A 24,295-nucleotide genomic window follows, 5' to 3' on the forward strand; every position below is an offset into this window, starting at 1 on the left:
CGCCCCCACTTATCCGGTGGGTGAGCATACCGGAAGTCCGGGGAGGACAATGGACAGACGCAATTTCATCAAGCTCGCCGGCGTCGGTGCCAGCGGTATCCTGCTGCCGGTAACCGGGGTGGCCGTTTCCGCCGAGCAACTCGCCAGCAACGGTATGGACGTGGGCCAGAAGAAACGCCTCGCCGATATCGTCCTCAACGCCGCACGCAAGGCCGGCGCTTCCTATACCGATGTGCGCATCGGCCGCTACCTCAACCAGTTCGTCATCACCCGCGAAACCAACGTCGAGAATATCGTGAACACCGAATCCTTCGGCGCCGGTATCCGCGTGATCGCCAACGGCACCTGGGGTTTTGCGGCCACCAATGACCTGACCGCGGACGGCATCGCCAAGGCGGCCCACCAGGCGGTTGCGGTGGCCAAGGCCAACGCCAGATACCAGACCGAGCCGGTGCAGCTGGCGCCGGTGAAAGGCGTCGGTGAGGTTTCCTGGCAGACGCCAATCCAGAAGAATGCCATCGAAGTGCCCATCAGCGAGAAGGTGGACTTCCTGATGGACGTCAACAACGCGGCGCTGAAGGCCGGGGCCAGTTTTATCAACTCGGCCCTGTACCTGGTGAACGAGCAGAAGTACTTCGCCTCCAGCGACGGCTCCTATATCGATCAGGATGTGCACCGCCTGTGGGCGCCGATGCAGGTCACGGTGGTGGACAAGGACAGCGGGCAGTTCAAGACCCGCGAGGGCCTGAGCACACCGGTGGGTATGGGCTTCGAATATCTCGCGGGGCGCGACGAGGACAAGATTTCCGGTCCCACCACCCTGTACAAGAACTCCTACGATATGGTCGAGGACGCCGCGCTCGCAGCGGAACAGGCAAAAGCCAAGCTGTCGGCCAAATCCATTGAACCCGGCAAGTACGATCTGGTGCTCGAACCCCTGCACCTGCGCCTGACCATCCACGAATCCGTCGGCCACCCGCTGGAGCTGGACCGGGTGCTCGGCTATGAGGCCAACTACGCCGGCACGTCTTTCGCAACCCTGGACAAATGGCGCAGCGGCAAATTCCAGTACGGCAGCGACAAGGTGAATATTTTCGCCGACCGCACCCAGCCGGGATCCCTGGGAGCCATCGGCTACGACGACGAAGGCGTCAAAGCCAAGCGCTGGGACCTGATCAAGAACGGCGTTCTGATGAACTACCAGGCGACCCGGGACCAGGTGCACATGATCGACCAGAAGGAATCCCAGGGTTGCTCCTATGCCGATAGCTGGTCCAGCGTGCAGTTCCAGCGCATGCCCAACGTATCCCTGGCCCCGGGGGAGGAAAAATACTCGGTCAAGGACATGATCGGCGACGTGGAAAAAGGCATTTACATCGTCGGCCGCGGTTCCTACTCCATCGACCAGCAGCGTTACAACTTCCAGTTCGGCGGCCAGCTGTTCTACGAAATCAAGGATGGCGAAATTGTCGGGCAGGTAGAGGATGTCGCCTACCAGTCGAATACCCAGGAATTCTGGAATTCCTGTTCCGCTATCTGCGACAGCAGCGATTATCGTCTCGGCGGCACCTTCTTCGATGGCAAGGGACAGCCCAGCCAGGTAAGCGCGGTTTCCCACGGCTGTGCGACCAGCCGCTTCGACAAGATCAACGTTATCAACACAAAGCGCAAAATCGGCTAAGCAAAAAAATAAATTTTTGGAGCAAACAAAATGGCAATTTTATCCAGAAGTGAAGCCAAGAAAATTCTCGACAAGGTGCTGAAGTACAGCAAGGCGGAAGCCGCAAGTGCGCAGCTGAGCGGCGCGGAAACCGGCAATATCCGCTACGCACGCAACAGCGTGTCCACCAGCGGTATCGTCAACGATATCGAGCTGGCGGTGGAGGCGCGTTTCGGCAAAAAATCCGGCATCGCCACCATCAACGAATTCAGCGATGCCTCGCTGGAAAAGGTCATGCGTCGCGCGGAGGAGCTGGCCAAGCTGTCGCCGGACAACCCGGAATCCATGCCACTGCTGGGCGAGCAGAAATATATGCCGGTGGACGGCTTCGCCGAGTCCACCGCAGACATCACTCCAGACCAGCGCGCCAAGGCCGCGGCCGACTCCATCGTGGCTGCAAAAAAGAAAGACGTGGTTGCCGCCGGTTACCTGGAGGATGCGCGCTCCTTTGCCGCAGTGGCCAACACCAACGGCCTGTTCGGCTACCACGCCGCCACTTCTGCCAACTTTACCGTCACCATGCGCACCGAAAACGGCCTGGGTTCCGGCTGGGCGCAGAGTGACGTGACCGATTTCGGCAAGATGAATACCGCGGCCAGCTCCGGCATCGCCATCGACAAGGCGGTGCTGTCCCAGGAAGCGCGCGCGCTGGAACCGGGCAAATACACCGTGATCCTGGAACCCAGTGCGGTTTCCGGCCTGGTGGCCTACATGATGGGCAACTTCGACGCGCGCAGCGCCGATGAAGGCCGCAGCTTTATGAGCAAGAAAGGCGGCGGCAACCGCACCGGCGAGAAGATGTTCGACAAGCGCGTCAATATCTACTCCGACCCCTCCAGCCCGAGTGTGCCGGCACAGCCCTGGTCCGACGACGACCATATGGCGCTGCAGCGGGTCGACTGGATCAAGGACGGGGTGGTGCAGAACCTGCCCTGCAGCCGCTACTGGGCCGAGCAGTCCAAGGGTACCGCGATCCCCTCCCCCAACAACCTGATCATGGTGGGCGGCGACAAGTCCACCGCGGACCTGATCAAGAAAACCCGCCGCGGCGTACTGGTGACCCGCACCTGGTATATCCGCATGGTGGATCCGCAGTCGCTGCTGCTCACCGGCCTTACCCGTGACGGTACCTTCTACATCGAGAACGGCAAGATCAAATACCCGATCAAGAATTTCCGCTTCAACGAAAGCCCGGTCATCATGCTGAACAACATCGAAGACATGGGTCGCCCGGAGCGCGTGAGCATGTGGGGCGGCCCGGCCATGATCCCGGCGCTGAAAGTGCGCGACTTCACCTTCAGCAGCCTGTCCGACGCTGTTTGATCAACTGCAGAAAAAGAGGAACACATTATGGACCGTAGAAAATTCCTGCAGTTGAGCGGCGCCGGTGTCGGCGCATCCATGTTGCCGCTGTCCGGCAATGTGATTGCAGAAAGCAAGCTGACCCAGAGCGGTATGGATGTCGCGGTGAAAAAAGAATTCGCCGATGCCGCCCTGAACACCGCCACCAAACTGGGGGCGTCCTACGCGGACGTGCGTATCGGTCGCTACCTGAACCAGTATGTGGTGACCCGCGAGATGAAGGTACAGAACGTGGTCAATACCGAGTCTATCGGTATGGGCGTACGCGTGATCGCCAACGGTACCTGGGGCTTTGCCGCCACCAACGACATGACCACCGACGGTATCGCCCGCGCCACCGCACAGGCCGTGGCCACCGCCAAGGCCAACTCCAGGTACCAGCAGGAGCCGGTCGAACTGGCACCGGTAAAAGGCCACGGGGAAGTCAGCTGGAAAACGCCGATCCAGAAAAACGCCATGACCATCCCGCTGGCGGAGAAAGTCGACCTGCTGATGGAAGTCAACAAGGCGGCACTGGACGCCGGTGCCAGCTTCGTCAATTCCATGCTGTTCCTGGTCAACGAGCAGAAATATTTCGCCTCCACCGACGGTTCCTACATCGACCAGGATGTGCACCGCCTGTGGTCGCCGTTCAGCGTGACCGCGGTGGACAAGAAGGACGGTGGTTTCCGCACCCGCGACGGCCTCGGCATGCCGGTAGGCCGCGGTTTTGAATACCTGGACGGGCGCGCCGAACACAAGGTGCAGTCACAGACTGTGCTCTACGGCGATTCCTATGACATGGTCGAGGACGCGAAACTCGCCGCGCAACAGGCACAGGAAAAACTCACCGCGAAATCCGTCAAGCCGGGCAAGTACGATCTGGTGCTGGACCCCTCGCACCTGTGGCTTACCATCCACGAATCCGTCGGCCACCCGCTGGAGCTCGACCGCGTACTGGGCTACGAGGCCAATTACGCGGGCACCTCCTTCGCCACCATCGACAAATGGAAGAGTGGCAAATTCAAGTACGGCAGCGACAAGGTCAACCTGTTTGCAGACAAGGTCCAGCCCGGTTCACTGGGCGCCGTCGGCTACGACGACGAGGGCGTGCAGACCGGCAGCTGGGACCTGGTGAAAGAAGGTGTTCTCACCAATTATCAGGCGATCCGCGACCAGGTCCATATGCTCGGCCAGAAAGAATCCCACGGCTGCTGCTATGCGGATAGCTGGTCCAGTGTGCAGTTCCAGCGCATGGCCAATGTTTCCCTGCTGCCGGGCAAGGAAGAGCTGAGCGTCGACGATATGATCAAGGATGTGGAAAAAGGCATCTATATCGTGGGGGATGGCTCCTTCTCCATCGACCAGCAGCGCTACAACTTCCAGTTTGGCGGCCAGCTGTTCTATGAGATCGAGGACGGCAAGATCACCGGCATGCTGGAGGACGTTGCCTACCAGTCGAATACCCAGGAATTCTGGAATTCCTGTTCACAGGTCTGCGACAAGCGCGATTATCGCCTGGGTGGTTCCTTCTTCGATGGCAAGGGTCAACCCAGCCAGGTAAGTGCGGTATCCCACGGCAGTTCCACCACGCGCTTTGACGGGGTGAACGTAATAAACACCAAACGCAAGCTCGGTTAATTCCGCAGCGCTGACCACAGTGCCGCGCTACCCGCGAAGGTGGTGATGCCGGGTGTGGCTTTGCGAGACCTTCACCGCCATGGATGGCGGTGCAGAGCCCCCATGGATGGGTTTACGGCGCGTCTCGCAAAGCCACACCCGGTAGCACCACCGCCACCGGCCTCGCTGTGTGGATCGCACCGGAATAATCGATGTATCGCGGACATTTTTGAGCAGTACCCGTGTCTTTTACCCGCAAACAATTTCTACAGCACCTGTTGCTGACCGGATGTGGTTTCGCACTACCGGGAGTAGTGCGTGCGCAGGGTAACGGTGCGCCTCACTACGATTTTTACTTTACCCGCCTGATGTATGAATCCGGCGACTGGGATGTGGACCAGCGCATGCCCTCCAATGTGCTGAATTCACTGATCGAATACACCAGCCTGCAAGTGGATCCCAAGGAGCGCATCGTGCCCCTTGCCGATACAAAAATGCTGCTGGCGCCCTTCTGCTATATGGCGGGCCACAAGCTGGTGGAGTTCTCCGAAGCGGAAGCGCGTAATTTCCGTGACTATGTCAATCGCGGCGGATTCGTGTTCGTGGATGACTGCAATCACGATATCGACGGGCTATTCGCCAAGTCATTCGAAGCGCAGATGGTGAAACTGTTCGGGGAAGACTGCCTGCAGAAACTGCCGCAAGACCACGACCTGTACCGCTGTTTTTTCGAGTTCGACGAGCTGCCGGTCACCAGTTTCGAACTGAATGGCTGGGGTGACGACCTGGTACACGATTACCTAAAGGCCATAATGGTCAATGGCCGCATTGCGGTCCTCTACAGCAACAAGGATTTTGGCTGCGAGTGGGACTACGACTATCGCAACAAGCGCTGGCTTGCGATCGACAATACCAAGTTTGCGGTCAATATCGTTATCTACGCACTGACTTCCTGAGCACCAAATATCCGAGCACAGACTGGCTGAACTGACATGCACACCACGACACCAGACAAGACCGAACAGATGATCGAACAACAGCAGCAGGCGCTGGCACAACTGCGCACCGAAATCGGCAAGGTGATTGTCGGCCAGCAGGATGTGGTGGAACAGATGCTGATCTGCCTGCTGGCGAAAGGCCATGCGCTGCTCGAAGGGGTACCGGGGCTGGGCAAGACACTGCTGGTGAAAACCCTGGCGGATGCCTCCAGCCTGGCATTCAAGCGGGTGCAGTTCACGCCGGACCTGATGCCCGGGGATATTCTCGGCAGTGAAATACTGGAAGAGGACCACTCAACCGGGAAGCGGTTTTTCAAATTCCAGGCGGGGCCGATATTCACCAATATTCTGCTGGCAGATGAAATCAACCGCACACCGCCCAAGACCCAGGCCGCGCTGCTGGAATCCATGCAGGAATATTCGGTGACGGTGGCGGGCGAAACCATGGCGCTGCCGGACCCCTACTTTGTACTCGCCACCCAGAACCCCATCGAGCAGGCCGGTACCTACCCGCTGCCGGAGGCGCAGCTGGACCGCTTTCTGCTGAATATCCACATCGACTATCCACAGGAGCAGGAAGAGGTGGCAATTCTGCGCGCGACCACCGGCGGCGCGCCAGAAAAACCACAGCCCTGCCTTGACGCCGCGCAGTTGCAGGCACTGCAGAAACTGGTGCGCGAAGTTTCGGTCAGCGATGATCTTTACCACTATGTCGCGCAACTGGTACGCGCCACCCGCGCCGGAGACAATGCCGCGGCGCAGCCGGGGCAGTGGATCAAGTGGGGTGCCGGGCCCCGCGCCGGCCAGGCTCTGATTCTGGCAGCCAAGGCCCGCGCCTTCCTGCAGCAGCGCCTCGCGGTTACCCGCGCGGATATCCAGGCACTGCTGTTGCCGGTACTGCGCCATCGCATTCTGCTCAGCTTCCACGCCCAGGCGGACGGCGTCACCGTGCAGCAGGTGATCGACGAACTGGTACGTGCAGTGCCGGAACCCGGCAAAGACTGATCACCGCGGAGTCTGGCAGTGCAACAACTGATCGATCCCCTGACGCTGGCGGCAACCCGCGACCTGGCGTGGCTTTCGCGGCATATCGCCGAAGGCATGTTGCTGGGTGTGCAACACAGCCAGCGTCGCGGCGCCGGCGTTGAGTTCCAGCAGTACCGCAGCTACGAACCCGGCGATTCCATTCGCAATATCGACTGGAAGCTGTATGCCCGCTCGGACCGCTACTACGTGCGCGAAGCAGATCAGGAGAGCCAGATGCATGTGTGTATCGTGCTGGATACCAGTGCCTCGATGCAGCAGCCCAGTTTTACCTATCCGGCGCTTCGCAAACTGCAGTATGCCAAATGCTGGATCGCCACACTGTGCTGGCTGCTGTACCGCCAGGGCGACCGCTTCTCCCTGCTGGCGCTGAACGATGCCGGCATCCGGCGCGTGCCGGAGGGCCAGGGTGAAAGCCATCACCGGCGCATTGCGCTGGAACTGGAGCAACTCGAAGCCCATGGTCACTGGCCGGACGAGTCCCGGCTCGCCGCGGTGTGGCAGTATTTCGAACAGCCCTGCCAGGTGGTGCTGGTGAGCGACTTTTTCGAACAGCATGAAGGCGCTGCACAGTCCGCGTTTGCCGCCCGCCTGCACGCCGCCAACCGCCCCTGCCTGCCGCTGCAGATTCTGGTGGAGGCAGAAGAGACCTTTCCGTTCACCGGCGAACTGAAAATCCTCGACCCCGAGGGCAGCGGCATCCGCGAACTGGGCGCGCGACAACAGCGACAGGAATACCTGCGCGCATTTGCCGCGGCCCAAAGCCGGCTTCGCGCCCGCTTTGCCGCGCGGGAATGTCCGCTGACCACCAGCACCGTGGAAACACCGGTGGAGCAGTCGCTGCGCGCGTTTATCGGTGCCCACGGGAGGATTGGCTGAGATGCCCGGCTATACCGCCCTGCAGTGGCTGTCTCCCCAGTGGCTGTGGTTGCTGCTGGCCCTCACGGTTCCCGTGGCGATACACCTGGTACGCCGCAGCAAACCACGTGAGATCACCTTTGCCGCCGCGCAATGGTTGCTGGCAAAACACCAGCGCCGTCTCAACCGCTTGTTACTGCGCGACAAATGGCTACTGCTGCTGCGGCTGCTGTTGTTCATACTGCTGGCACTGCTACTGGCGCAGCCACTGCTGCAACGCGGCGCGCCGCCCACCGGGGATATCCTGCTGATAGATCCGCGCATTGAGCGCGCGGCGGCGGAAGAATTCCTCACCCGGCATCCGCAGTTTACAAACCCGCTGTGGCTACAGCGCCACCCGGCGCACTTTGCCGATTCCCCCCCGCAGGCTACCGATCTCTGGTCGGCGTTGTCGCTCCTGGCAGGCCAGGGAAAGTTCCGACGGGCACATATCCTGCTGCGGGATTCGACGAACCCCAGCGGCCATGACGCCCTGCGGGTGAGCCCGCACTGGCAGTGGCACGCACTGCACAGAAACACACTGCACAGAAACACACTACACAATGACGCGCTCGCGGCACCCGATGGACTGCCGCGGATTGGCATTATTGGCTCCCCCCCGCCGTGGCTGCCAGCGGCCATCGAGCAGCTGGGCAAGTCACTGGGTACAGATCTTGCGGTGCAGGGATTAGATGAAAACACCCTGCCCGCTGCCACCGAGGTCGACTGGCTGATCTACGACGGTGCCGGTGCTCTACCCGACGGCGTGCGCAGTTTTGTCGAGCGGGGAGGCTTGTTGATTACCGACCAGCGGATACAGGGAGAAAATCTGCCGGTATTCTCCCGCCTCGAATCCGACCCGCCGTTGGAAACCCTGACCCTCGGTCGCGGCAGCTGGTTGCGCTATGTGGACGACTGGCACAGCGTGGCATTTTTCCAGCGCACCGACCTGCCGTATCAGCTCTGGCAGCAGTGGCGCGCACAGGACTGGCCCCTGCAGCACCGCACGCGCGGCAATTGGTCCCTCGACAGCAATCCCGGCATTCCGGTGGCGGATACAGAAGTCGATAACGAAGAAAATGTGCCGGGTACGCAAGCTTTGCTGCTGCTCCTGGCGTTACTGTTACTGATCGAGCGCGGCGCGGTGCTGTTGCGCCGGCCAGCGGCGGCCACCGAATCAGTTCACGCTGGAGCGAGTGCCGATGTCCACTGATTCAATCCTGTTGCGACAAGTGGCACGGCGCTGGCGGGTCGCCAGCCTGCTGCCCTATTTCTGGTTTGCGCTTGCGATCTCGGCACTTGTATTTGCTGCCTGTCAGTTGCTCGCCTGGCCCAGCTGGCCGCTATTTGCGGTGGCAGGTTTCTCGCTGGTGGCGGCGCTGCTGGACCGGCACTGGCGTCTACCGCTGAAAACGCTGTGCGCAAAACTGGATGCCAACTTTCCCGAACTGCAGGATAGCTGTGCGCTGCTGCTGGACCCGGTAAATGATCGTTCATATGCGCTGGTGCAACTGCAGCGGCGCCGCACCGCGAAAGCCCTGCGGGCACTGCGTGATGCGGGAAAGCTGCGCGGCTTTCGCCCCACCCCTTTGCGCAGCCCGCTGCTGGCGGCAACCGGTGCCTGTATCGGGCTGCTGTTGTATGTGGCACTGCAACAGTTTTCCGGCGCAGGTAATGCCGCCGTGCAGAGCGCGGATGGCGATGACGGCAGCGCGCGTGTCGGGGGTAGCGGAGCAATTGTCGCGGCGGTAACCGATATCGAGCCCCCGCCCTATACCGGCCTTGCGCCAAACAGCCAATCCCTGCACGTGAAGGCAGCGGAACTGTCGCAGGGAACCTGGCACCTGACTCTGGATTCCGCGGTATTCGGGGTGCAGATGGTTGCCGCTCGCAAAAATTACGGATTTTCCCCGGTGGACCCGCTGCCCAGCCGCCGCTGGAACCTGACCCGCACCCTTCGGGAAACGGACTTTTACCAGCTGAGCCTGCTGGCTGCCCGGGGTACTGGCGAGGACGCCGAATATGTCGTGCTGCCGGAGATTTACAATATTGAAATTGTCCCCGACCAGCCGCCAGAATTTTCCTTCGACTACCCGCGCGACACTGTCACCGTGGTCAATGTGGCCGCCGATAAGCAGTCCTCACCGCTCAATGTCAGTGTCCGGGTCAGTGACGACTTTGGCGTGCAGCAGACCGATCTGCTGCTCACCCTGGCGAGCGGCAGTGGGGAAAATGTGCGCTTCCGCAATGAGCGCATTCCGTTGCAGGTCACAAGCGGTGAGCCGGCCAGTGCGCACTACCGTTTTAGCATTCCGGCGCAGCGCTACCAGATTGAACCCGGCGACGAACTTTACTGGTATCTGGAGTCCAGGGACAACCGCGCCCCGGATGCCAATGTGCAGAAGAGCCAGCACTTTATCGTACGCTGGCCCCAGCAGGAAATTTTCGGCCTCAGCGACACCGAGGGCATGGCAATAAAAATATTGCCGGAGTATTTCCGCAGCCAGCGCCAGCTGATCATCGATACCGAAGCACTGCTGGAGGATGAAAACAACATCGGCGAAGACGAATTTCGCAAGCGTTCCGAATCACTGGCGTACGAACAGAATTTACTGCGTATGCGCTACGGCCGCTTTCTCGGTGAAGAAGATTCGGAACTGGAGCACGGCGGAGAATCCGGCGCGGCAGAAGCGCATTCGGAAGAACACACAGAAGGCGGGGCCGAGCGTGAAACAGAGCACCGCGGGCACGCTGACCATTCCGGGCACGATAATGATGGCGCAACGCAGCAGTTCGGTGATTCCGCCGGCGTCGTTGCCGCTGCCGGCCACCAGCACGACAGCTCGGAACACGCAACGCTGTTTGACCCCGAGACCAAGGAGCTGCTGCGCAATGCCCTGAATGCCATGTGGAGCTCCTGGCGCGACCTGTCCATTGTCGAGCCGCGCGCGTCTCTCCCGGACCAACACGCCGCCCTGCGGTATATCAAGGAAGTGCAACAGGCTTCGCGCATCTACCTGCAGCGGGTGGGCTTCGAGGCGCCGGCACTGGACGAATCCCGTCGCCTGTCCGGCGAACACGAACCGGCAGACCCGCCCCGGGTCAGCGGACAGCGGGACGAAAGCGAGCAACAGCAACTGCTTGCACTGCTGAAAAATCTGCGCAGTGGAGAGCCGATCGCGGAAAGCGCGGCAGCGGACCTGCAGCAATTGCCCGCGCTGCGGGAAGAGCCATCGATCCGGGTCGAGCTGGCCAAGCAATTGCGGCGCTACCGGCAACAGCCCGGGTGCGCCAATTGCCGTCGCGAACTGGCCGCACTGTTGTATCAGTTACTGCCCCCACCGCAGCCGCAACCGTCGCTGCCGCGCTTCACACAGGAAGGCGCCTCCTATCGCAACTGGTTGCAACAGCAGGGAGGTGAAGGCCGATGATGTTCTGGTTCAATCTCCTGTGCTTCGCGGGCATTTTGCTGTCGCTGGTTTTGATCGCGCGCCGGCGTACCGGCGTCGCAAAGCGACTGACCGCGGGGCTGATTCACGGTGCCATCTGGACCCTGCTGTGGTTCCTGGCGCAGCCACCCCTGTGGTTGCCCCGGGAAACGAAAGCCCTGTTACACAGCGAGCCGTTGGCACGGACAGAACTGCTCGCTGCAATTTCTCCGACACAGCTGCAGGCACTGCAGGCGCTCGAGGTTGCCGGTAACGGCTTCACTACCGACGCCCTGCGCGATCTGCCACCCGTGCGCCTCGCACTCTCGCCGGACTGGGATGCCGAAGCCTGGACTCTCGACTGGAACCGGGAACTCACTCTCGGTGACACCCTCGCGCTTGAAATCAGCCTGGTGGAAGGCCCAGCCACCACCCGCAGCCTGACCCTCGAGGATCCGTTTGGCAATGCGGTAGATAGCGGAATTCTCTCGGCAGAAAATCCGCAGCTGGTACTGCGCGACCGACCCAGGATTGCGGGGCGCTGGGAATACCGCGTGCGCATCGAGCCCGCAGAAAGCGCAGTCGCTACAGACGAGACGACAGACGCGGAACCCCGCAGCGAGGTCCTGCCCCTGGTAGTACATCCACCGGAACGGCCCGCGGTGCTGCTGTGGTCCGCACGCCCCGGGTTCGAGACCGCCGCTCTGGCGCGCTGGCTGCGGCAGTCGGGCACCCCCGCACAGGTGGTGACACAACTGGCACCGGAAATGGTGCGCACCGAGACATTCAATGAATTTCAATTGCGCGAGGCCGGGCTCCTGGACGCGGATACGCCGTTTGACCTGTTGATTCTCGACAGCCGCCTGTGGCCGCAATTATCCCCACGCCAGCGCACCCGGTTGCGCACGCTTGCCAGCAAAAAATCCCTGCTGTGGCTGGTGCACAATGATTCCGGGACCGGCTTTGCCGATTACGCTCGTGCACAGGGTATGGAACTGCGGGGCGCTGCCGCGGCAAGTATCAGTTACCAATCCCTACCCGGATCCGCGCCAACGGAAATCCCGGAATTGAAACTGGTATCGTTTGAGCCGGCACAACGGGCTGGCGGGGACGCGCGCACAGTGGTGGGCGCACGGGATCTTTACTGGGCCCGCGTCCGGCCGCAGCAGTCACTGGGGTTTGTATTTTTCAACAACAGCTATCGCTGGCAGACTGCCGGCTTCGCCAATGAATTTTCCCACTTGTGGTCGCAGATTATTCGCCAGCAGCTCGCCTGGCGCGGCACCGAAGCCGCTACCCGCATGCGCGCCCCGCTACCCCGGACACACCAGCGTACAACCATTTGCAGCGGTGATTTTTCTGCGTCACAGCCACCGGAGTTATTTTCACTAGCCATTGAAAATGCCAACCCGGATAAACGTCCGCTGCCCACTGCGCGAGCAAACACTGACACATCCGGGCAGTGTTACGATTTCTGGCCACAGCAATCCGGTTGGCACGAGAGCGATGACGGTTTTGCATTTTATGTTTTTGATAAAACCAGCTGGCCCGAATGGCAGACGCGGCTCGCGCGCCAGGATTCCATGGGAATGGCCAGCGCAAGGCTGGGGACGGCAGAAAAAATCGAGTTATCCGGTCGCCCGATTCCGCGCTACTGGATTGCACTGGTACTGCTGGCGTTACTGACAGCCACCTGGTGGCGGGAGCGCATCTACCTGCGCTGAAGCAAAATCATTCAGAAAATTTGGCACAAAAAAAACCACCCGCAGGGTGGCTGTCAATACAGGGTTGGCCGTTCACCGGTGCCCTGCCATTGCAGGGCACCGGATGATTACTTCTCTACAAAGGCCCGCTCTATCACATACTCGTGGGGCACCCCGGCGCGGGTTTCCCTGAAGCCCCAGTCGTCAAGAATCCTGGTGAGGTCTTTCAGCATTGCCGGCGAGCCGCACAGCATAAAGCGGTCTTCTTCCACATTCGGCGTGGGCAGGCCCAGGTCGCTGAAGATCTTGCCGGACAGCATCAGGTCGGTGAGGCGGCCGTTGTTGCGGTAGGGTTCGCGGGTCACTGTGGGGTAATACAGCAGGCCCTGTTTGACCATCTCGCCGAAGTACTCGTGCTCCGGCAGTTCCTTCTCAATGTAATCCTGGTACGCCAGCTCGGACTGGAAGCGCACACCGTGGGTCAGGATCACCTGGTCGAAGCGCTCGTATACGTCCGGATCCTTGATGATGCTCATAAACGGCGCCAGACCGGTGCCGGTAGACAGCAGCCACAGGCGCTTGCCCGGCAGCAGGTGGTCGGCAACCAGGGTTCCGGTGGGCTTGCGGCTGACAAAGATCTCGTCGCCGGGTTTGATTTTCTGCAGCTGCGAGGTCAGCGGGCCGTCCGGTACCTTGATGCTGAAAAACTCCAGCTCGTCCTCGTAATTGGCGCTGGCGATGGAATAGGCGCGCAACAGCGGGCGGCCATTGGGCTGCTCGAGGCCAATCATGGTGAAGTGGCCGTTTTCGAAACGAAAACCGGGGTCGCGACTGGTCTTGAAGCTGAACAGGGTGTCATTCCAATGATGGACTTCGAGCACCGTTTCCTTATTCAAATTCGACATAACAATATAACCACTTATTCCTGACCTTTTTGCTGGGTGAATTCTAGCGCTGGCATATCTATTGGCAAAATGGGATATTTCGATATTCGTTATCTGTTTTATTGATTATCCGCCAGGCCATTCTCATGCGCTATTCCCTGCGCCAGCTCGAGGTTTTCCTCGCCTGCGCCCACCACGAAAATGTCAGCCGTGCCGCCGAGAGTCTCAATATGTCGCAGTCGGCGGCGTCCACCGCACTGAAGGAGTTCGAACAGCAGTTTGACCTGCGCCTGTTCGAACGCACCGGCAAGCGCCTGCGCCTCAACGAGCTGGGGCGCCAGCTGTGGCCGCGGGCCGAGGAACTGCTGGAGCGGGCGCGGGAACTGGAGGGGACACTGCTGGCCCACGGCGACCTGGGCCGCTTGAAGATCGGCGCCACCCTGACCATCGGCAATTATCTCGCCGCGGGTATCATGGCCCGATATATGGAGGAGCAACCGGGGGCGCGGGTAGAACTGGAGGTGGGCAATACTTCCGCCATCGCCCAGGGAGTCGTGAACTTCGAGCTGGACCTGGGCCTGATCGAGGGCGAACTGAATCACCCGGATCTGGAAATGATCCGCTGGCGCGACGATGAGCAGGTGGTGTTCTGCGCCCCGGACCACCCGCTGGCGGGGCGCGCAAAGCTGAGTGACGACGACCTGCGTCGGGCCACCTGGATACTGCGGGAAACCGGCTCCGGCACCCGCCAGACCTTCGAGCGCGCGCTGGCCGGGCTGCTGCCGGAACTCAATATCCGCCTGGAACTGCAGCATACCGAGGCGATCAAGCGCGCGGTGGAGGCCGGGCTCGGCATCAGCTGCCTGTCCCGGGTCTCCCTCAGCGACGCCTTCAAACGGGGCACGTTAATAGAACTGCCGGTGCCACAGCGGGACTTCAGCCGCGAATTCTACTTCGCCCTGCACCGGCAGAAATACCGCAGTGCCGGTATCCAGCGCTGGCTGGAACTGTGCCGACAGGCGCCCTGAGTTCCCTCTATTTCGCCCAGCCTACCTATTATTCTGCCGCCTGCCCCGCGCGGCGCGCATCCAGGCGGCGGATGAATTCCTGCAGGATCAGGCGGTAGAGCTCCCGGCCCAGGTATTTGTCCTCCACGCCGCTGTCGATGGAGGGGTTGTCGTTCACCTCGATCACGTAGCCCTTGCCCGCGGACTCCTTCACATCCACACCGTAGAAACCGCGGCCGATGGGCTTGGTGGCCTTGAGCGCGGCCTGCAACACGGCCTTGGGCACCTCGAACGTGGGCAGGGTGGTGAAACCGCCGCTGACATTCTTCTTGCTGCCGTGGTTGTAGATCTGCCAGTGGTTCTTGGCCATGTAGTAGCGGCAGGCGTACAGGGGCTTGTTGTCCAGCACGCCAATGCGCCAGTCGAACTCCGTGTACAGGAACTCCTGGGCCAGCAGCAGGCTGGATTCCGCAAACAGCTCTGCCAGTTGCTGGTGGAACTCCTCTTCGGTCTTTACCTTCACCACCCCGCGGGAGAAAGAGCCGTCGGGGATCTTCACCACCATCGGCAGGCCCAGCTCTTCCAGTGCCACCTGCAGGCTCTCTTCGTCGCCGCGGCGCAGGATGCGGGTGCGCGGCGCCGGCACCTTGTGAGTATTGAACAGGTCCGCCAGGTAGATCTTGTTGGTGCAGCGCACGATACTGGTGGGGTCATCCAGCACCACCAGTCCCTCCGCTTCCGCCTTTTTCGCAAAGCGGTAGGTGTGGTGGTCGATGGCGGTGGTCTCGCGGATAAACAGGCCGTCGAATTCCGACAGGCGCATGTAGTCCCCGGGCCCGATCAGTTCCACCGACAGCCCCAGTTCGCGCCCGGCGGACACAAACTTCTTGATCGCAGCGCCATCCGACGGCGGCAGCTGCTCCTCCGGGTTAACCAGAATCGCAAGGTCGTAGCGGCTGTTGCTGGCCTTCTTGTGCTGGCGCCAGACCTTGTTGCTGAAATTGTCCAGCGCCTCGGCGAACTCGGTTTCCTCCGCCTCGCTCAGGTCGCGGTGGGAGCAGATCTTCAACTCCACGATTTCCCAGCGGGGGTCGGCGCGCAGGTGGATCTCCAGTACCGGGCAGGCAAAGCGGTCGAACAGCGCCCGCGCCAGCGGTTGCAGTGCCGGATCGCTGCAGCGTCCGAAATAGGTTTTTACCACCCGCTCCGCACCCGCTTCCGCGGATGGCAGTTTCGCCAGCGCCGGCATCGCCTGCGCCATCTGCAACTTGTACAGCTGCGGCAGCGCCAGGTCGTTGAGGGTACGCACGCTCGGCAGCACGTTGTGGCTGCGGGCCTCCGCCAATAGCGAGCAGTAATAGCCCTCACCGCGGTAATCGTAGCTGGCGCACAGGTTGATCACCCGCACCCGCTGCTGGCGGGCAGGCAACGCGAGGTAGTCGGCAAAGGTAATTACCCGCTCGCTGGGGTAGTAGGGAGCCCAGTCATCGGGCTCGTCGATCACAATCAGGACCTGCGACATGGATTCGGGATATGCCTCGGAGGGAAAGAGGTCGGTAAAACAGGGCCTGGAGAAGGCCCCGGTGAATGTGCGAAAGATAGAAGAGTTTCGCCCTCCCGCCTAATAATTTTTTGTGTCGCTATCTGGTTTTTTTTGAACGATTTGCTAACGTTGCCACGCCGTACCTTTGCGGTGCCCTGCCCCGGTGATCCACCCCGCCATGTCCCGAGATCTTTCCGACGATTCCGCCCCTGCGGACACCTCCGGCCTGCGCCTGCGCGCCGCCGGCGAGACCGACATCAGTGCCCTGTCAGCACTGGAACAGGCCAGCTTCCGCGGCGACCGCCTGAGCCCGCGCCGTCTGCGCCACTGGGTGCGCGCCGACAACCGGGTATTCCTGGTGGCGGAACGCGATGGTCTTCTGCTGGGCTACGCGCTGGTCCTGCTGCGCCGCGGTACCCGGCTGGCGCGACTGTATTCCCTCGCCGTGAGTCCCGCCGGTCGCGGCCAGGGTATCGGTCAGGCACTGCTCACCGCCGCGGAGGACGCCAGCAGCCGCAGTGGCCGCCTGTATATGCGCCTGGAAGTGGCGGAGCAGAACAGCGCCGCCATCGCCCTGTACCAGAAGCTCGGTTACCGCACCTTCGGCAGCTACGCCAATTACTACGAGGATGCAGGCGCGGCGCTGCGCATGCAGAAGCGCATCCGCTACCGCCCGCAAAACCTGTGTACCGCGGAGGTGCCCTGGTACGGCCAGACCACAGATTTCACCTGCGGCCCCGCCGCGGCGATGATGGCCATGACGGGACTGGACCCGGAGTACCAGCCGGGCCCGAGCGAGGAGCTGGCGCTGTGGCGGGAAGCCACCACCATCTTTATGACCTCCGGCCACGGTGGCTGCCATCCCATCGGCCTGGCACTGGCGATGCAAAAACGCGGCTTCCAGTGTGAGGTGTATCTGAACCAGGCCGGTCCGCTGTTTGTGGACAGCGTGCGCAGTGCAGAAAAGAAGACGGTGATCGAGCTGGTGGATGCGGACTTCCGCAACGCGGCCGCCGCAACCGGGTTGCCGGTGATCGAACGGGAATTTACCCAGACCCAGTGCCAGCAGTGGCTCGAGCAGGGCGCACTTGTGCTGCTGCTGATCAGCACCTACCGCCTGGATGGCAAGAAGATACCCCACTGGGTGACGCTGAGCGGAATGGATGAGCAGTGCTTCTATGTCCACGACCCGGACGTGGACGATGAGGACAACCCACTGGACAGCCAGTACCTGCCGATTGCGCGCGAGGATTTTGCAGCGATGTCGATGTTCGGGCGGGATCGCCTGCGCACCGCCATCGTGGTCGGGCTGGCGGAGTCGTCATAATCGCGGAAAGGTAAAAGGTTCTTGTATAAAACTGTCTTTGCCCTGCAACTTTTGTCAGAATTGCAGCGGCGTATGTATCAAGAACATGGAGAAATCAGGATGTTGCGCCTATTCAAATTTTCACTGCTTATCTGCACCGTGTGGCTTACCGCCTGCACCAGCCACCCGGTAATGAATGTTTTCGACCGCCCGGTGCCGGATCGTCTCGACGGCAAGCCCCAGACCATGGAATCGGTAGCAAAGGGCATTATTGCCGGCTGCATGGACAAGGGCTGGACCTGCAAGAAAGTGGCACCGGGAAAAATTGATGCATCCCTGGCTCTGCGAAAGCACCGCGCCACAACAGAAATCAATTTCGATACCAACCGCTACAGCATCGTTTACAAAGACAGCTACCTGCTGGACTACAACGCCAGGCGCAACACCATCCATCGCAATTACAACAACTGGATCAATAACCTTGATCACGCGATTGCCAAGAATCTGGCAATCTGAATAAAAAAGGCCCTTTAAGGGCCTTTTTTATTGTTACTGCAATTTGCAGCTTTTACGCAGCGTTTTCATTTTCGATCGCTTTCAGCAGCGCAGTTTTCTGCAACAACTGATCTACCAGCTCACGAATTTTGGTTTCCGCATCAATAAACTTGCTCATGTTTGCGCCACCGCGAGTGGAGTCATAAACAGCGCTACCATCCGGCGCGCCATTGCGGTAGACCTTGATTTCAGCAAATGACATGTAAAGAGCGAGATCCCAGGTCCAACGTGCTGTATAGGTAGCCGTCCACTCGCACTCCACCAGTGATGAATTGGCAGGCAGGACTTTATAGTGCACACCGTTGGCTGCTAAAGAAGATTGCAACTCCGCCAGAAACCCTTCGCGCACCGCAGAGTTTTCTACAATACACAGCTCGCCACCGGTAGATACACTGGACGGCTCTACCGTCTGCTGAATGGAACAGCCGGCCACCAAAAGCAGTGCCCCCAGGAGAAGTGAAAATTTTTTGTACATTTAATACCCCATTTTCTTTTGTTGATGTTGTGACACACATTTCAACACAGAAATAGCGATATTAAAATCTCCTGAAAGTCTCTTATTCGGTCAATTATTCCTGATCGGCACACTAAGCGCGGCGGTTCCGGCGCAGGGTACGAACAAAATCCCCTGCCATATTGGCATGCGGAAAAGTGTCTTCTGGTACAGGAAAACCCAGAAACTGGCACAGGGGAACCCAGCCCTGCTGCAGGTCAATAAACAGAATCTGCTCGGAGGGCACCAGCTCAGCGATTTGCTGCCGGTGCTGCTCGTAAACAAGCTTCAGACTGTCACGATCCAGTTTTCCCTGAAAACTTGTACCCAGCACTTCATGGTTGGCCAGCTCGATAAATGGTGAACGTTTGCCAGACGCGATCTGTGTTGACCATTGCAAAGCAGGAACAATGGTCTGACGGATGCTACTGTACCAATCCTCAAAGGTGCGCTCGGTATAGATAACCGTCGCATTGGGAAAACACTGCAGAAATTCCGCTACATGATTACATGCGGGCCAATCGACCACCGCGCGATAACCATTCAGCAGCGCAGGCCAATCCGGAAAGCCTGAATCCAGCGCCCGTATCCATTTGCGGCAAAGCGCCGGGTTCGAGGAGAAGTCGCTCATATGCAGACACGGGGCAAATCCTAGCCTTTCCAATGCCAACTTCAGCGAGTAGGTGCCGGTCCGCCCCAGGCTGGCACCGATGATCGGGGAGTTCACTTATTCTTTATTAAAAATTCAGCCCCACATTAACCACGAACGGCATATCGATACCGTCGTTGTCGCTGAACAGATTGGCGTTGGAGAAGTGCTTCCAGGAAACCATCACCACCAGGTCTTCCCGGTCCTGCCAGTTGATACGCGCGGCGTAGCCGACCTGGGCCTGGAAGGCGAAGTGGTTGTCCTGGTGGCGGTCGCCCAGCTGGTTGCTGCTGATGTAGCTCGGTCCCAGGGCGCGCACAAAAAAGTACGGCTGACCCCAGCTCTGTTTGCGCGGGTACAGGTTTAGCTGCGGATAAATAGAGACGGCCTGGAAGGAGCGGTGGCTATCCGCATCGGTTGTCACCTTGGTGTAGCTAACCCCCAGGTGGATATGCTGGCGGTAACTCTTCTCGAATTTTTTGAAAGAGTAATCGATACCGTAGGTGCGGTTGCTCTGCGGCGAATCCGGCTGCGGGCCGCCGCCGGCGCTGAACAGTAATTCATTGGCCGCCGCCTGCTGAACAAAAAAGACTGAAATCAGAAATGCGAGCAAACGAAAAGCCAATGTATTCACCTGTTTATGTTGTTATCAGTGTGATTCCGATATTTAACTGGGCCGCTTGAAAATCAGCGAGGTATTGATACCGCCAAACGCAAAGTTATTGCTCATGACGTACTCGGTATCGATGGCCCGGCCATCCCCCACAATGTAGTCCAGATCCGCGCACTCGGGATCCACCTGCTGCAGGTTGATGGTGGGGTGGAACCAGCCCCGGTGCATCATCTGAATGCTGGCCCAGGCTTCCAGCGCGCCGCAGGCGCCCAGGGTGTGACCGGTATAGCTTTTCATGGAACTGATCGGCACCGCGCGGCCGAAGGCCGCGCGGGTTGCCCGGCTCTCGGCCACGTCGCCGCGGTCGGTAGCGGTGCCGTGGGCGCTGACATAGCCGACGGCACTACCGTCGATGCCGGCCTGGCCCATGGCCTGCTTGAGCGCAATCTGCATGGTCTCTGCCTGCGGCTGGGTGACGTGCTGGCCATCGGAGTTGGTGCCAAAGCCGACGATTTCCGCATAGATGTGCGCGCCGCGCGCCGTGGCGTGCTGGTACTCCTCCAGGATCAGGGTGCCGGCGCCCTCGCCGATCACCAGGCCGTCGCGCTCGCGGTCGAACGGACGCGGGGTGGTACCCGGGGCGTCGTTGCTGGTGGAGGTGGCAAACAGGGTATCGAACACCGCCGCTTCCGTCGCACACAGTTCTTCCGCGCCGCCCGCTACCATCACCGTCTGGCTGCCGTTGCGGATCGCCTCGAAGGCGTAGCCGATACCCTGGCTGCCGGAGGTACAGGCGGAACTGGTGGTATAGATACGCCCGCACATGCCGAAGAACACGCCGATGTTCACCGGCGCGGTGTGCGCCATCATCTTGATATAGCTGGTGGCATTGAGGCCGTCGGTGCGGTGGTTCAGCAGCATATTGCCGAAGTCCCCCATGGCCGCTGGAGTACCCGCGGAGGAACCGTAGGCGATGCCCGCCATGCCACTGGTGATAATCGGGTCTTCCAGCAGGCCGGCGTCTTGCAGCGCCAGTTCGGTGGCGCGCACCGCCAGCAGGGAAACGCGGCCCATGCTACGCACGCGCTTGCGGTGGTAGTGCGCGGGTTTTGTAAAGTCTTTCACCGGGGCGCCCAGGCGGGTGTTCAGGCCCTCGTATTTGTCCCAGTCGTCCATGTACACCACGCCGGACTCGCGTCCGCGCAGGGAGGCTTCGACTTCCTCCCAACCCTGACCGATCGGCGACAGTCCGGCCATACCGGTTACCACTACACGTTTCATCAGCACAGCCCACCGTTAACGGAAATCACCTGGCGGGTGATATAGCCCGCGTGTTCGCCCATCAGGAAGGCCACGGTTGCGGCCACTTCCTCGGGTTTGCCGAGACGGCGGGCGGGGATCATTTTCTTGATTTCCTCCACCGGCAGCTCGTCGCTCACCATGTCGGTGTCGATCAGTCCCGGGGCCACGCAGTTGACGGTGATCTTGCGCTTGGCCAGCTCCAGCGCCAGCGCCTTGCTGGCGCCGATCAGGCCGGCCTTGGAGGCGGAGTAATTCACCTGGCCGCGGTTGCCGGCGATACCGGACACCGAGGTCATCACCACAATGCGGCCGCCGCTCTTGCGCCGTACCATGGGCATGGTGAGCGGGTGCAGCACGTTGTAGAAGCCATCCAGATTGGTGTGCACCACCCGGTCCCAGTCTGCCGCGGGCATCGCCGGGAAGGCGTTGTCGGCGGTGAGGCCGGCATTGCACACCACACCGTAATAGGCGCCGTGGGCTTCCACATCCCCTTCCAGCGCGGCGCGGGCGGCATCGCGATCGAGAATATCGAACTGCAGAATGCGGCTTTCGCGGCCCAGTGCCGCAACCTCACTGCCCACCTGCTCCGCCTCTTCGCGGCGGCTGCGGCAGTGCAACACGATATTGAATCCGTCGTTGGCCAGGCGCAGCGCGATGGCGCGCCCGATGCCGCGGCTGGAGCCGGTTACCAGTACCCAATCAGACATTCAGCGTTTTTCCTTCAGGTATTCTTCGATGTTGTCCGGCTGATACACATTCAGCCGCGCGGTCTGTTCGATGCCCTCGCCGGTGAGGCGGCACTCGAACGTCGCCATGCCGTTGTCCGCCTGCAGCAGGCGCTCCACCGCGATCTGCAGTTGGCAGCCGCACTCAAACCAGGCCACATTGCTGGCGAAGCGGCGGGTGCCGAGCAGGAATCCCAACTGCACCGGTTGCCCGGCCTCGCGCGCGTGGTAGCCGGAGAAAGCGGCTACTGCTTGAGCCATATATTCGATACCCACATAGGCGGGCACGCGCCGGTTGCGGCTGAAGATGTCGTCATCACGCACGGTCAGTCGCGCGCGCAGACTCTCCTCGGCCACCTCCAGCACCTCGTCCACCAGCGACATGTCGCCACTGTGGGGTACCAGTTCCTCAGCACTGTAGGGCTGGGACGGGGATGATGGATTCTGTTCCATTAGCTTCCCAGTATCAGTGAACAGTTACTCCCGCCAAAGGCGAAGGAGTTACTCATTACAAAGCGCGGCGCGCTCGCGGTATCACCCGTGCGCACCAGATTGATTGGCGGCAGTGCGGGGTCGCGGTCGCTGCCATTGCAGTGGGGGGGCAGTTGGCCACGGCTGAGTGCCAGCCAGCAGAATGCCGCCTCCAGTGCGCCCGCCGCACCCAGGGTGTGCCCGGTCATGGGTTTGGTAGACGAACAGGGTGTCGCCTCCCCCAATAGCCGGCTCACCGCCAGCGCTTCCATGATGTCGTTCTGCGGAGTGCCGGTGCCATGCAGATTGAGATAGCTGATATCCGCGGGCTGCAGGCCGGCGTCTTTCAGCGCTCCGGCCATGGCCGCTTCCGCACCGCGACCCTCCGGGTCCGGCGCCGACATATGGTGGGCATCGGAGCTCGCGGCCACACCGCACAGGCGCACCGGGCCCGGCTCGCGGCTCATGATAAACACCGCGCCCGCCTCACCCAAATTGATGCCGTCGCGGTCGGCGCTGAACGGGCTTGTATGGCCAGCGCTCAGGGCACCCAGGCCATTAAAGCCGGTGACGGTCATGCCGCACAGGGTGTCTACACCGCCGACCACGACTGCGTCGCACACGTCCATGGCCAACAGCCTGCGCGCACTGGCGAAGGCGTTGGCACTGGAGGAGCAGGCAGTGGACACCGTCAGGCGCGGTCCATCCAGCTGTAAATAGCGGGCGACGTATTCTGCCAGCGCCGCCATCTGTTGTTGATAGCGATAGCGATAATTTTTCTGCCCCGGACTGGCCAGGCGCTGTTCACCACTGGCAATACCGGAGGTGGAGGTTCCCATCACCACACCAATACGCGCAGCGCCGACGCGCTCGATCAGGCTTTGTAGCGGTTCCCGCAGGCCGGAAACCACCTGCTGTGCCAGGCGATTGTTGCGGCAGTCGTATTCCAGCAGATGTTCCGGGACCTGCGGCAGCTCCATGCCCACGGCGCCAAAACGGCTGTGATCCGGGCCGAGCCACGGGCTGCCCTGGCGCATCCCCGAGGTGTCGCCGCGGAACAGGCGCTGGGCCAGTGCTTCGGCATCCGCATCGGTTCCTGTACCGAGGGCACAGGTCAGGCTCATATGGTTGAGGTAGTAATCGGGCATAACGCTGTTCGTACTTTTTCGCTCTCAGTCCTGTTCAGTCGCGCGCGCAGATTTCTGCGAGGGTGCGCAGGCGGCGCTGCGCACTGGCCACATAGGGGTTGTTGGTGTCCCAGGCGTAACCGGCGAGGATCGAGCAGATCATGCGCTTGATCTCCGGCTGCGGGTTGGGATGGAAAATCACATCCTGAAAAGTCCCTTCATACCAGGCGGTCACGTAGACCTTGAACACGTCGACGCCGGCCTTCAGCGGCGCGGCAAACTCGGCCTGCCAGTCCACGGTCTCCCCGCGCAACTCCCGGTCCAGGCAATCGCTGGCAAGCTGGGCGGACTTCATGGCGATGGTGACGCCGGAGGAAAATACCGGGTCGAGGAACTCCCCCGCGTTGCCCAGCAGTGCAAAGCCGGGTCCGGTAAGGGATTTCACATCACTGGCGTAACCGGTGATGCGCTGCACAGGGGTATCGAACTCGGCGTTCTGCAGGGTCTTGGCCAGGTTCGGGGAGCCATTCACCGCCGCGCGCAGGATTTCCTCCGGAGTTTCTCCCAGCGCTTCGATCTGTTCCTGTTTACCCACCACACCCAGGGATGCGCGGCCACCGGCGAAGGGAATCAGCCAGTACCAGATATCCCGCTGCTCCGGGTGCACGGTGATCAGGATCTTGTCGCGGTCGAAGCCGACCTCATCGATGTTGTCCTGCACATGGGTGAACACCGACTGGCGCACGGGGAAATCCGATGGCCGGTCCAGCTCCAGCAGGCGCGGCAACACCCGGCCAAAACCGCTGGCGTCGAGCACAAACTTGCCGTTGAAGGCCACCTGCTCGCCATCGCACTCGGCGATCAGACGC

At 60.9% G+C, this 24,295-nt stretch carries 21 protein-coding genes and 1 pseudogene; 12 read left to right on the forward strand and 10 right to left on the reverse strand.

What is annotated here, in order from left to right:
• Window positions 1–49 precede the first annotated feature (49 nt).
• The 9 genes from QZ511_RS05580 to QZ511_RS05620 all read left to right on the forward strand — a co-directional run bounded on the left by QZ511_RS05580 (window position 50) and on the right by QZ511_RS05620 (window position 12,772).
• Entirely contained in the window at window positions 50–1,681 is a 1,632-nt protein-coding gene (locus QZ511_RS05580; RefSeq protein WP_295800203.1) for a TldD/PmbA family protein, read from the forward strand.
• A gap of 30 nt (window positions 1,682–1,711) precedes the next feature.
• Entirely contained in the window at window positions 1,712–3,043 is a 1,332-nt protein-coding gene (locus tag QZ511_RS05585) for a TldD/PmbA family protein (protein ID WP_295800206.1), read from the forward strand.
• A 27-nt stretch (window positions 3,044–3,070) separates the two neighbouring features.
• The gene (locus QZ511_RS05590; RefSeq protein ID WP_295800207.1) at window positions 3,071–4,702 is read left to right on the forward strand and encodes a TldD/PmbA family protein; all 1,632 of its coding nucleotides are present in this window, start codon (window positions 3,071–3,073) and stop codon (window positions 4,700–4,702) included.
• A gap of 221 nt (window positions 4,703–4,923) precedes the next feature.
• Complete coding sequence (locus tag QZ511_RS05595) at window positions 4,924–5,637, forward strand: DUF4159 domain-containing protein (RefSeq protein WP_295800212.1); 714 nt, start codon at window positions 4,924–4,926, stop codon at window positions 5,635–5,637.
• Window positions 5,638–5,673: 36 nt separating this feature from the next.
• Window positions 5,674–6,684, forward strand: coding sequence for a MoxR family ATPase (locus QZ511_RS05600; protein WP_295800214.1), 1,011 nt, complete (start codon window positions 5,674–5,676; stop codon window positions 6,682–6,684).
• Window positions 6,685–6,702: 18 nt separating this feature from the next.
• The gene (locus QZ511_RS05605) at window positions 6,703–7,602 is read left to right on the forward strand and encodes a DUF58 domain-containing protein (RefSeq protein WP_295800217.1); all 900 of its coding nucleotides are present in this window, start codon (window positions 6,703–6,705) and stop codon (window positions 7,600–7,602) included.
• Window position 7,603: 1 nt separating this feature from the next.
• Window positions 7,604–8,833 carry a BatA domain-containing protein gene (locus tag QZ511_RS05610; protein WP_295800219.1) on the forward strand — a complete coding sequence of 410 codons (1,230 nt, stop codon included), beginning with the start codon at window positions 7,604–7,606 and terminating at the stop codon, window positions 8,831–8,833.
• A complete protein-coding gene (locus tag QZ511_RS05615; RefSeq protein ID WP_295800222.1) occupies window positions 8,823–11,051 on the forward strand; it encodes a hypothetical protein in 2,229 nt (742 codons plus the stop codon). Before QZ511_RS05610 ends, QZ511_RS05615 begins: the two co-directional genes overlap by 11 nt.
• The gene (locus tag QZ511_RS05620) at window positions 11,048–12,772 is read left to right on the forward strand and encodes a hypothetical protein (protein WP_295800225.1); all 1,725 of its coding nucleotides are present in this window, start codon (window positions 11,048–11,050) and stop codon (window positions 12,770–12,772) included. The genes QZ511_RS05615 and QZ511_RS05620 overlap by 4 nt, the downstream gene beginning before the upstream one ends.
• Before the next feature lie 107 nt (window positions 12,773–12,879).
• Here the strand turns inward: QZ511_RS05620 and QZ511_RS05625 are convergent, their stop codons facing one another.
• On the reverse strand, window positions 12,880–13,656 hold the full coding sequence (locus tag QZ511_RS05625; protein WP_295800228.1) for a ferredoxin--NADP reductase: 777 nt from the start codon (window positions 13,654–13,656) through the stop codon (window positions 12,880–12,882).
• A gap of 125 nt (window positions 13,657–13,781) precedes the next feature.
• Between QZ511_RS05625 and QZ511_RS05630 the strand changes: the two genes are divergently transcribed.
• A complete protein-coding gene (locus QZ511_RS05630) occupies window positions 13,782–14,663 on the forward strand; it encodes a LysR family transcriptional regulator (protein ID WP_295800229.1) in 882 nt (293 codons plus the stop codon).
• 28 nt (window positions 14,664–14,691) lie between these two features.
• Here the strand turns inward: QZ511_RS05630 and QZ511_RS05635 are convergent, their stop codons facing one another.
• Complete coding sequence (locus QZ511_RS05635; RefSeq protein WP_295800231.1) at window positions 14,692–16,164, reverse strand: RimK family protein; 1,473 nt, start codon at window positions 16,162–16,164, stop codon at window positions 14,692–14,694.
• A gap of 199 nt (window positions 16,165–16,363) precedes the next feature.
• Here QZ511_RS05635 and QZ511_RS05640 point away from each other — a divergent pair, with 199 nt between their 5' ends.
• Entirely contained in the window at window positions 16,364–17,512 is a 1,149-nt protein-coding gene (locus tag QZ511_RS05640; RefSeq protein WP_295800233.1) for a GNAT family N-acetyltransferase/peptidase C39 family protein, read from the forward strand.
• 99 nt (window positions 17,513–17,611) lie between these two features.
• Window positions 17,612–18,007 (forward strand): hypothetical protein, encoded by a 396-nt coding sequence (locus QZ511_RS05645; protein WP_295800237.1) that lies wholly within the window; start codon window positions 17,612–17,614, stop codon window positions 18,005–18,007.
• A 52-nt stretch (window positions 18,008–18,059) separates the two neighbouring features.
• Here QZ511_RS05645 and QZ511_RS05650 read toward each other — a convergent pair whose 3' ends face one another.
• From QZ511_RS05650 to QZ511_RS05685, 8 genes and pseudogenes are all read right to left on the reverse strand, one after another.
• Complete coding sequence (locus QZ511_RS05650) at window positions 18,060–18,521, reverse strand: Sbal_3080 family lipoprotein (RefSeq protein ID WP_295800240.1); 462 nt, start codon at window positions 18,519–18,521, stop codon at window positions 18,060–18,062.
• Window positions 18,522–18,633: 112 nt separating this feature from the next.
• On the reverse strand, window positions 18,634–19,266 hold the full coding sequence (locus QZ511_RS05655) for a sulfotransferase family protein (protein ID WP_295800241.1): 633 nt from the start codon (window positions 19,264–19,266) through the stop codon (window positions 18,634–18,636).
• A 10-nt stretch (window positions 19,267–19,276) separates the two neighbouring features.
• Window positions 19,277–19,813: an acyloxyacyl hydrolase gene (locus tag QZ511_RS05660; protein WP_295800244.1), complete on the reverse strand. Its 537-nt coding sequence runs from the start codon at window positions 19,811–19,813 to the stop codon at window positions 19,277–19,279.
• A 42-nt stretch (window positions 19,814–19,855) separates the two neighbouring features.
• The gene (locus QZ511_RS05665) at window positions 19,856–21,082 is read right to left on the reverse strand and encodes a beta-ketoacyl-ACP synthase (protein WP_366935619.1); all 1,227 of its coding nucleotides are present in this window, start codon (window positions 21,080–21,082) and stop codon (window positions 19,856–19,858) included.
• A complete protein-coding gene (fabG, locus tag QZ511_RS05670; RefSeq protein WP_295800247.1) occupies window positions 21,082–21,810 on the reverse strand; it encodes a 3-oxoacyl-ACP reductase FabG in 729 nt (242 codons plus the stop codon). Before fabG ends, QZ511_RS05665 begins: the two co-directional genes overlap by 1 nt.
• The gene (locus tag QZ511_RS05675) at window positions 21,811–22,281 is read right to left on the reverse strand and encodes a hotdog family protein (RefSeq protein WP_295800250.1); all 471 of its coding nucleotides are present in this window, start codon (window positions 22,279–22,281) and stop codon (window positions 21,811–21,813) included.
• Window positions 22,281–23,447 carry a beta-ketoacyl-ACP synthase gene (locus QZ511_RS05680; RefSeq protein WP_295800253.1) on the reverse strand — a complete coding sequence of 389 codons (1,167 nt, stop codon included), beginning with the start codon at window positions 23,445–23,447 and terminating at the stop codon, window positions 22,281–22,283. Before QZ511_RS05680 ends, QZ511_RS05675 begins: the two co-directional genes overlap by 1 nt.
• A 34-nt stretch (window positions 23,448–23,481) precedes the next feature.
• Window positions 23,482–24,295: pseudogene (locus QZ511_RS05685) on the reverse strand (tryptophan 7-halogenase); the annotation flags it as partial.

The sequence above is a fragment of the uncultured Microbulbifer sp. genome (assembly GCF_913055755.1).
Taxonomy (GTDB): domain Bacteria; phylum Pseudomonadota; class Gammaproteobacteria; order Pseudomonadales; family Cellvibrionaceae; genus Microbulbifer.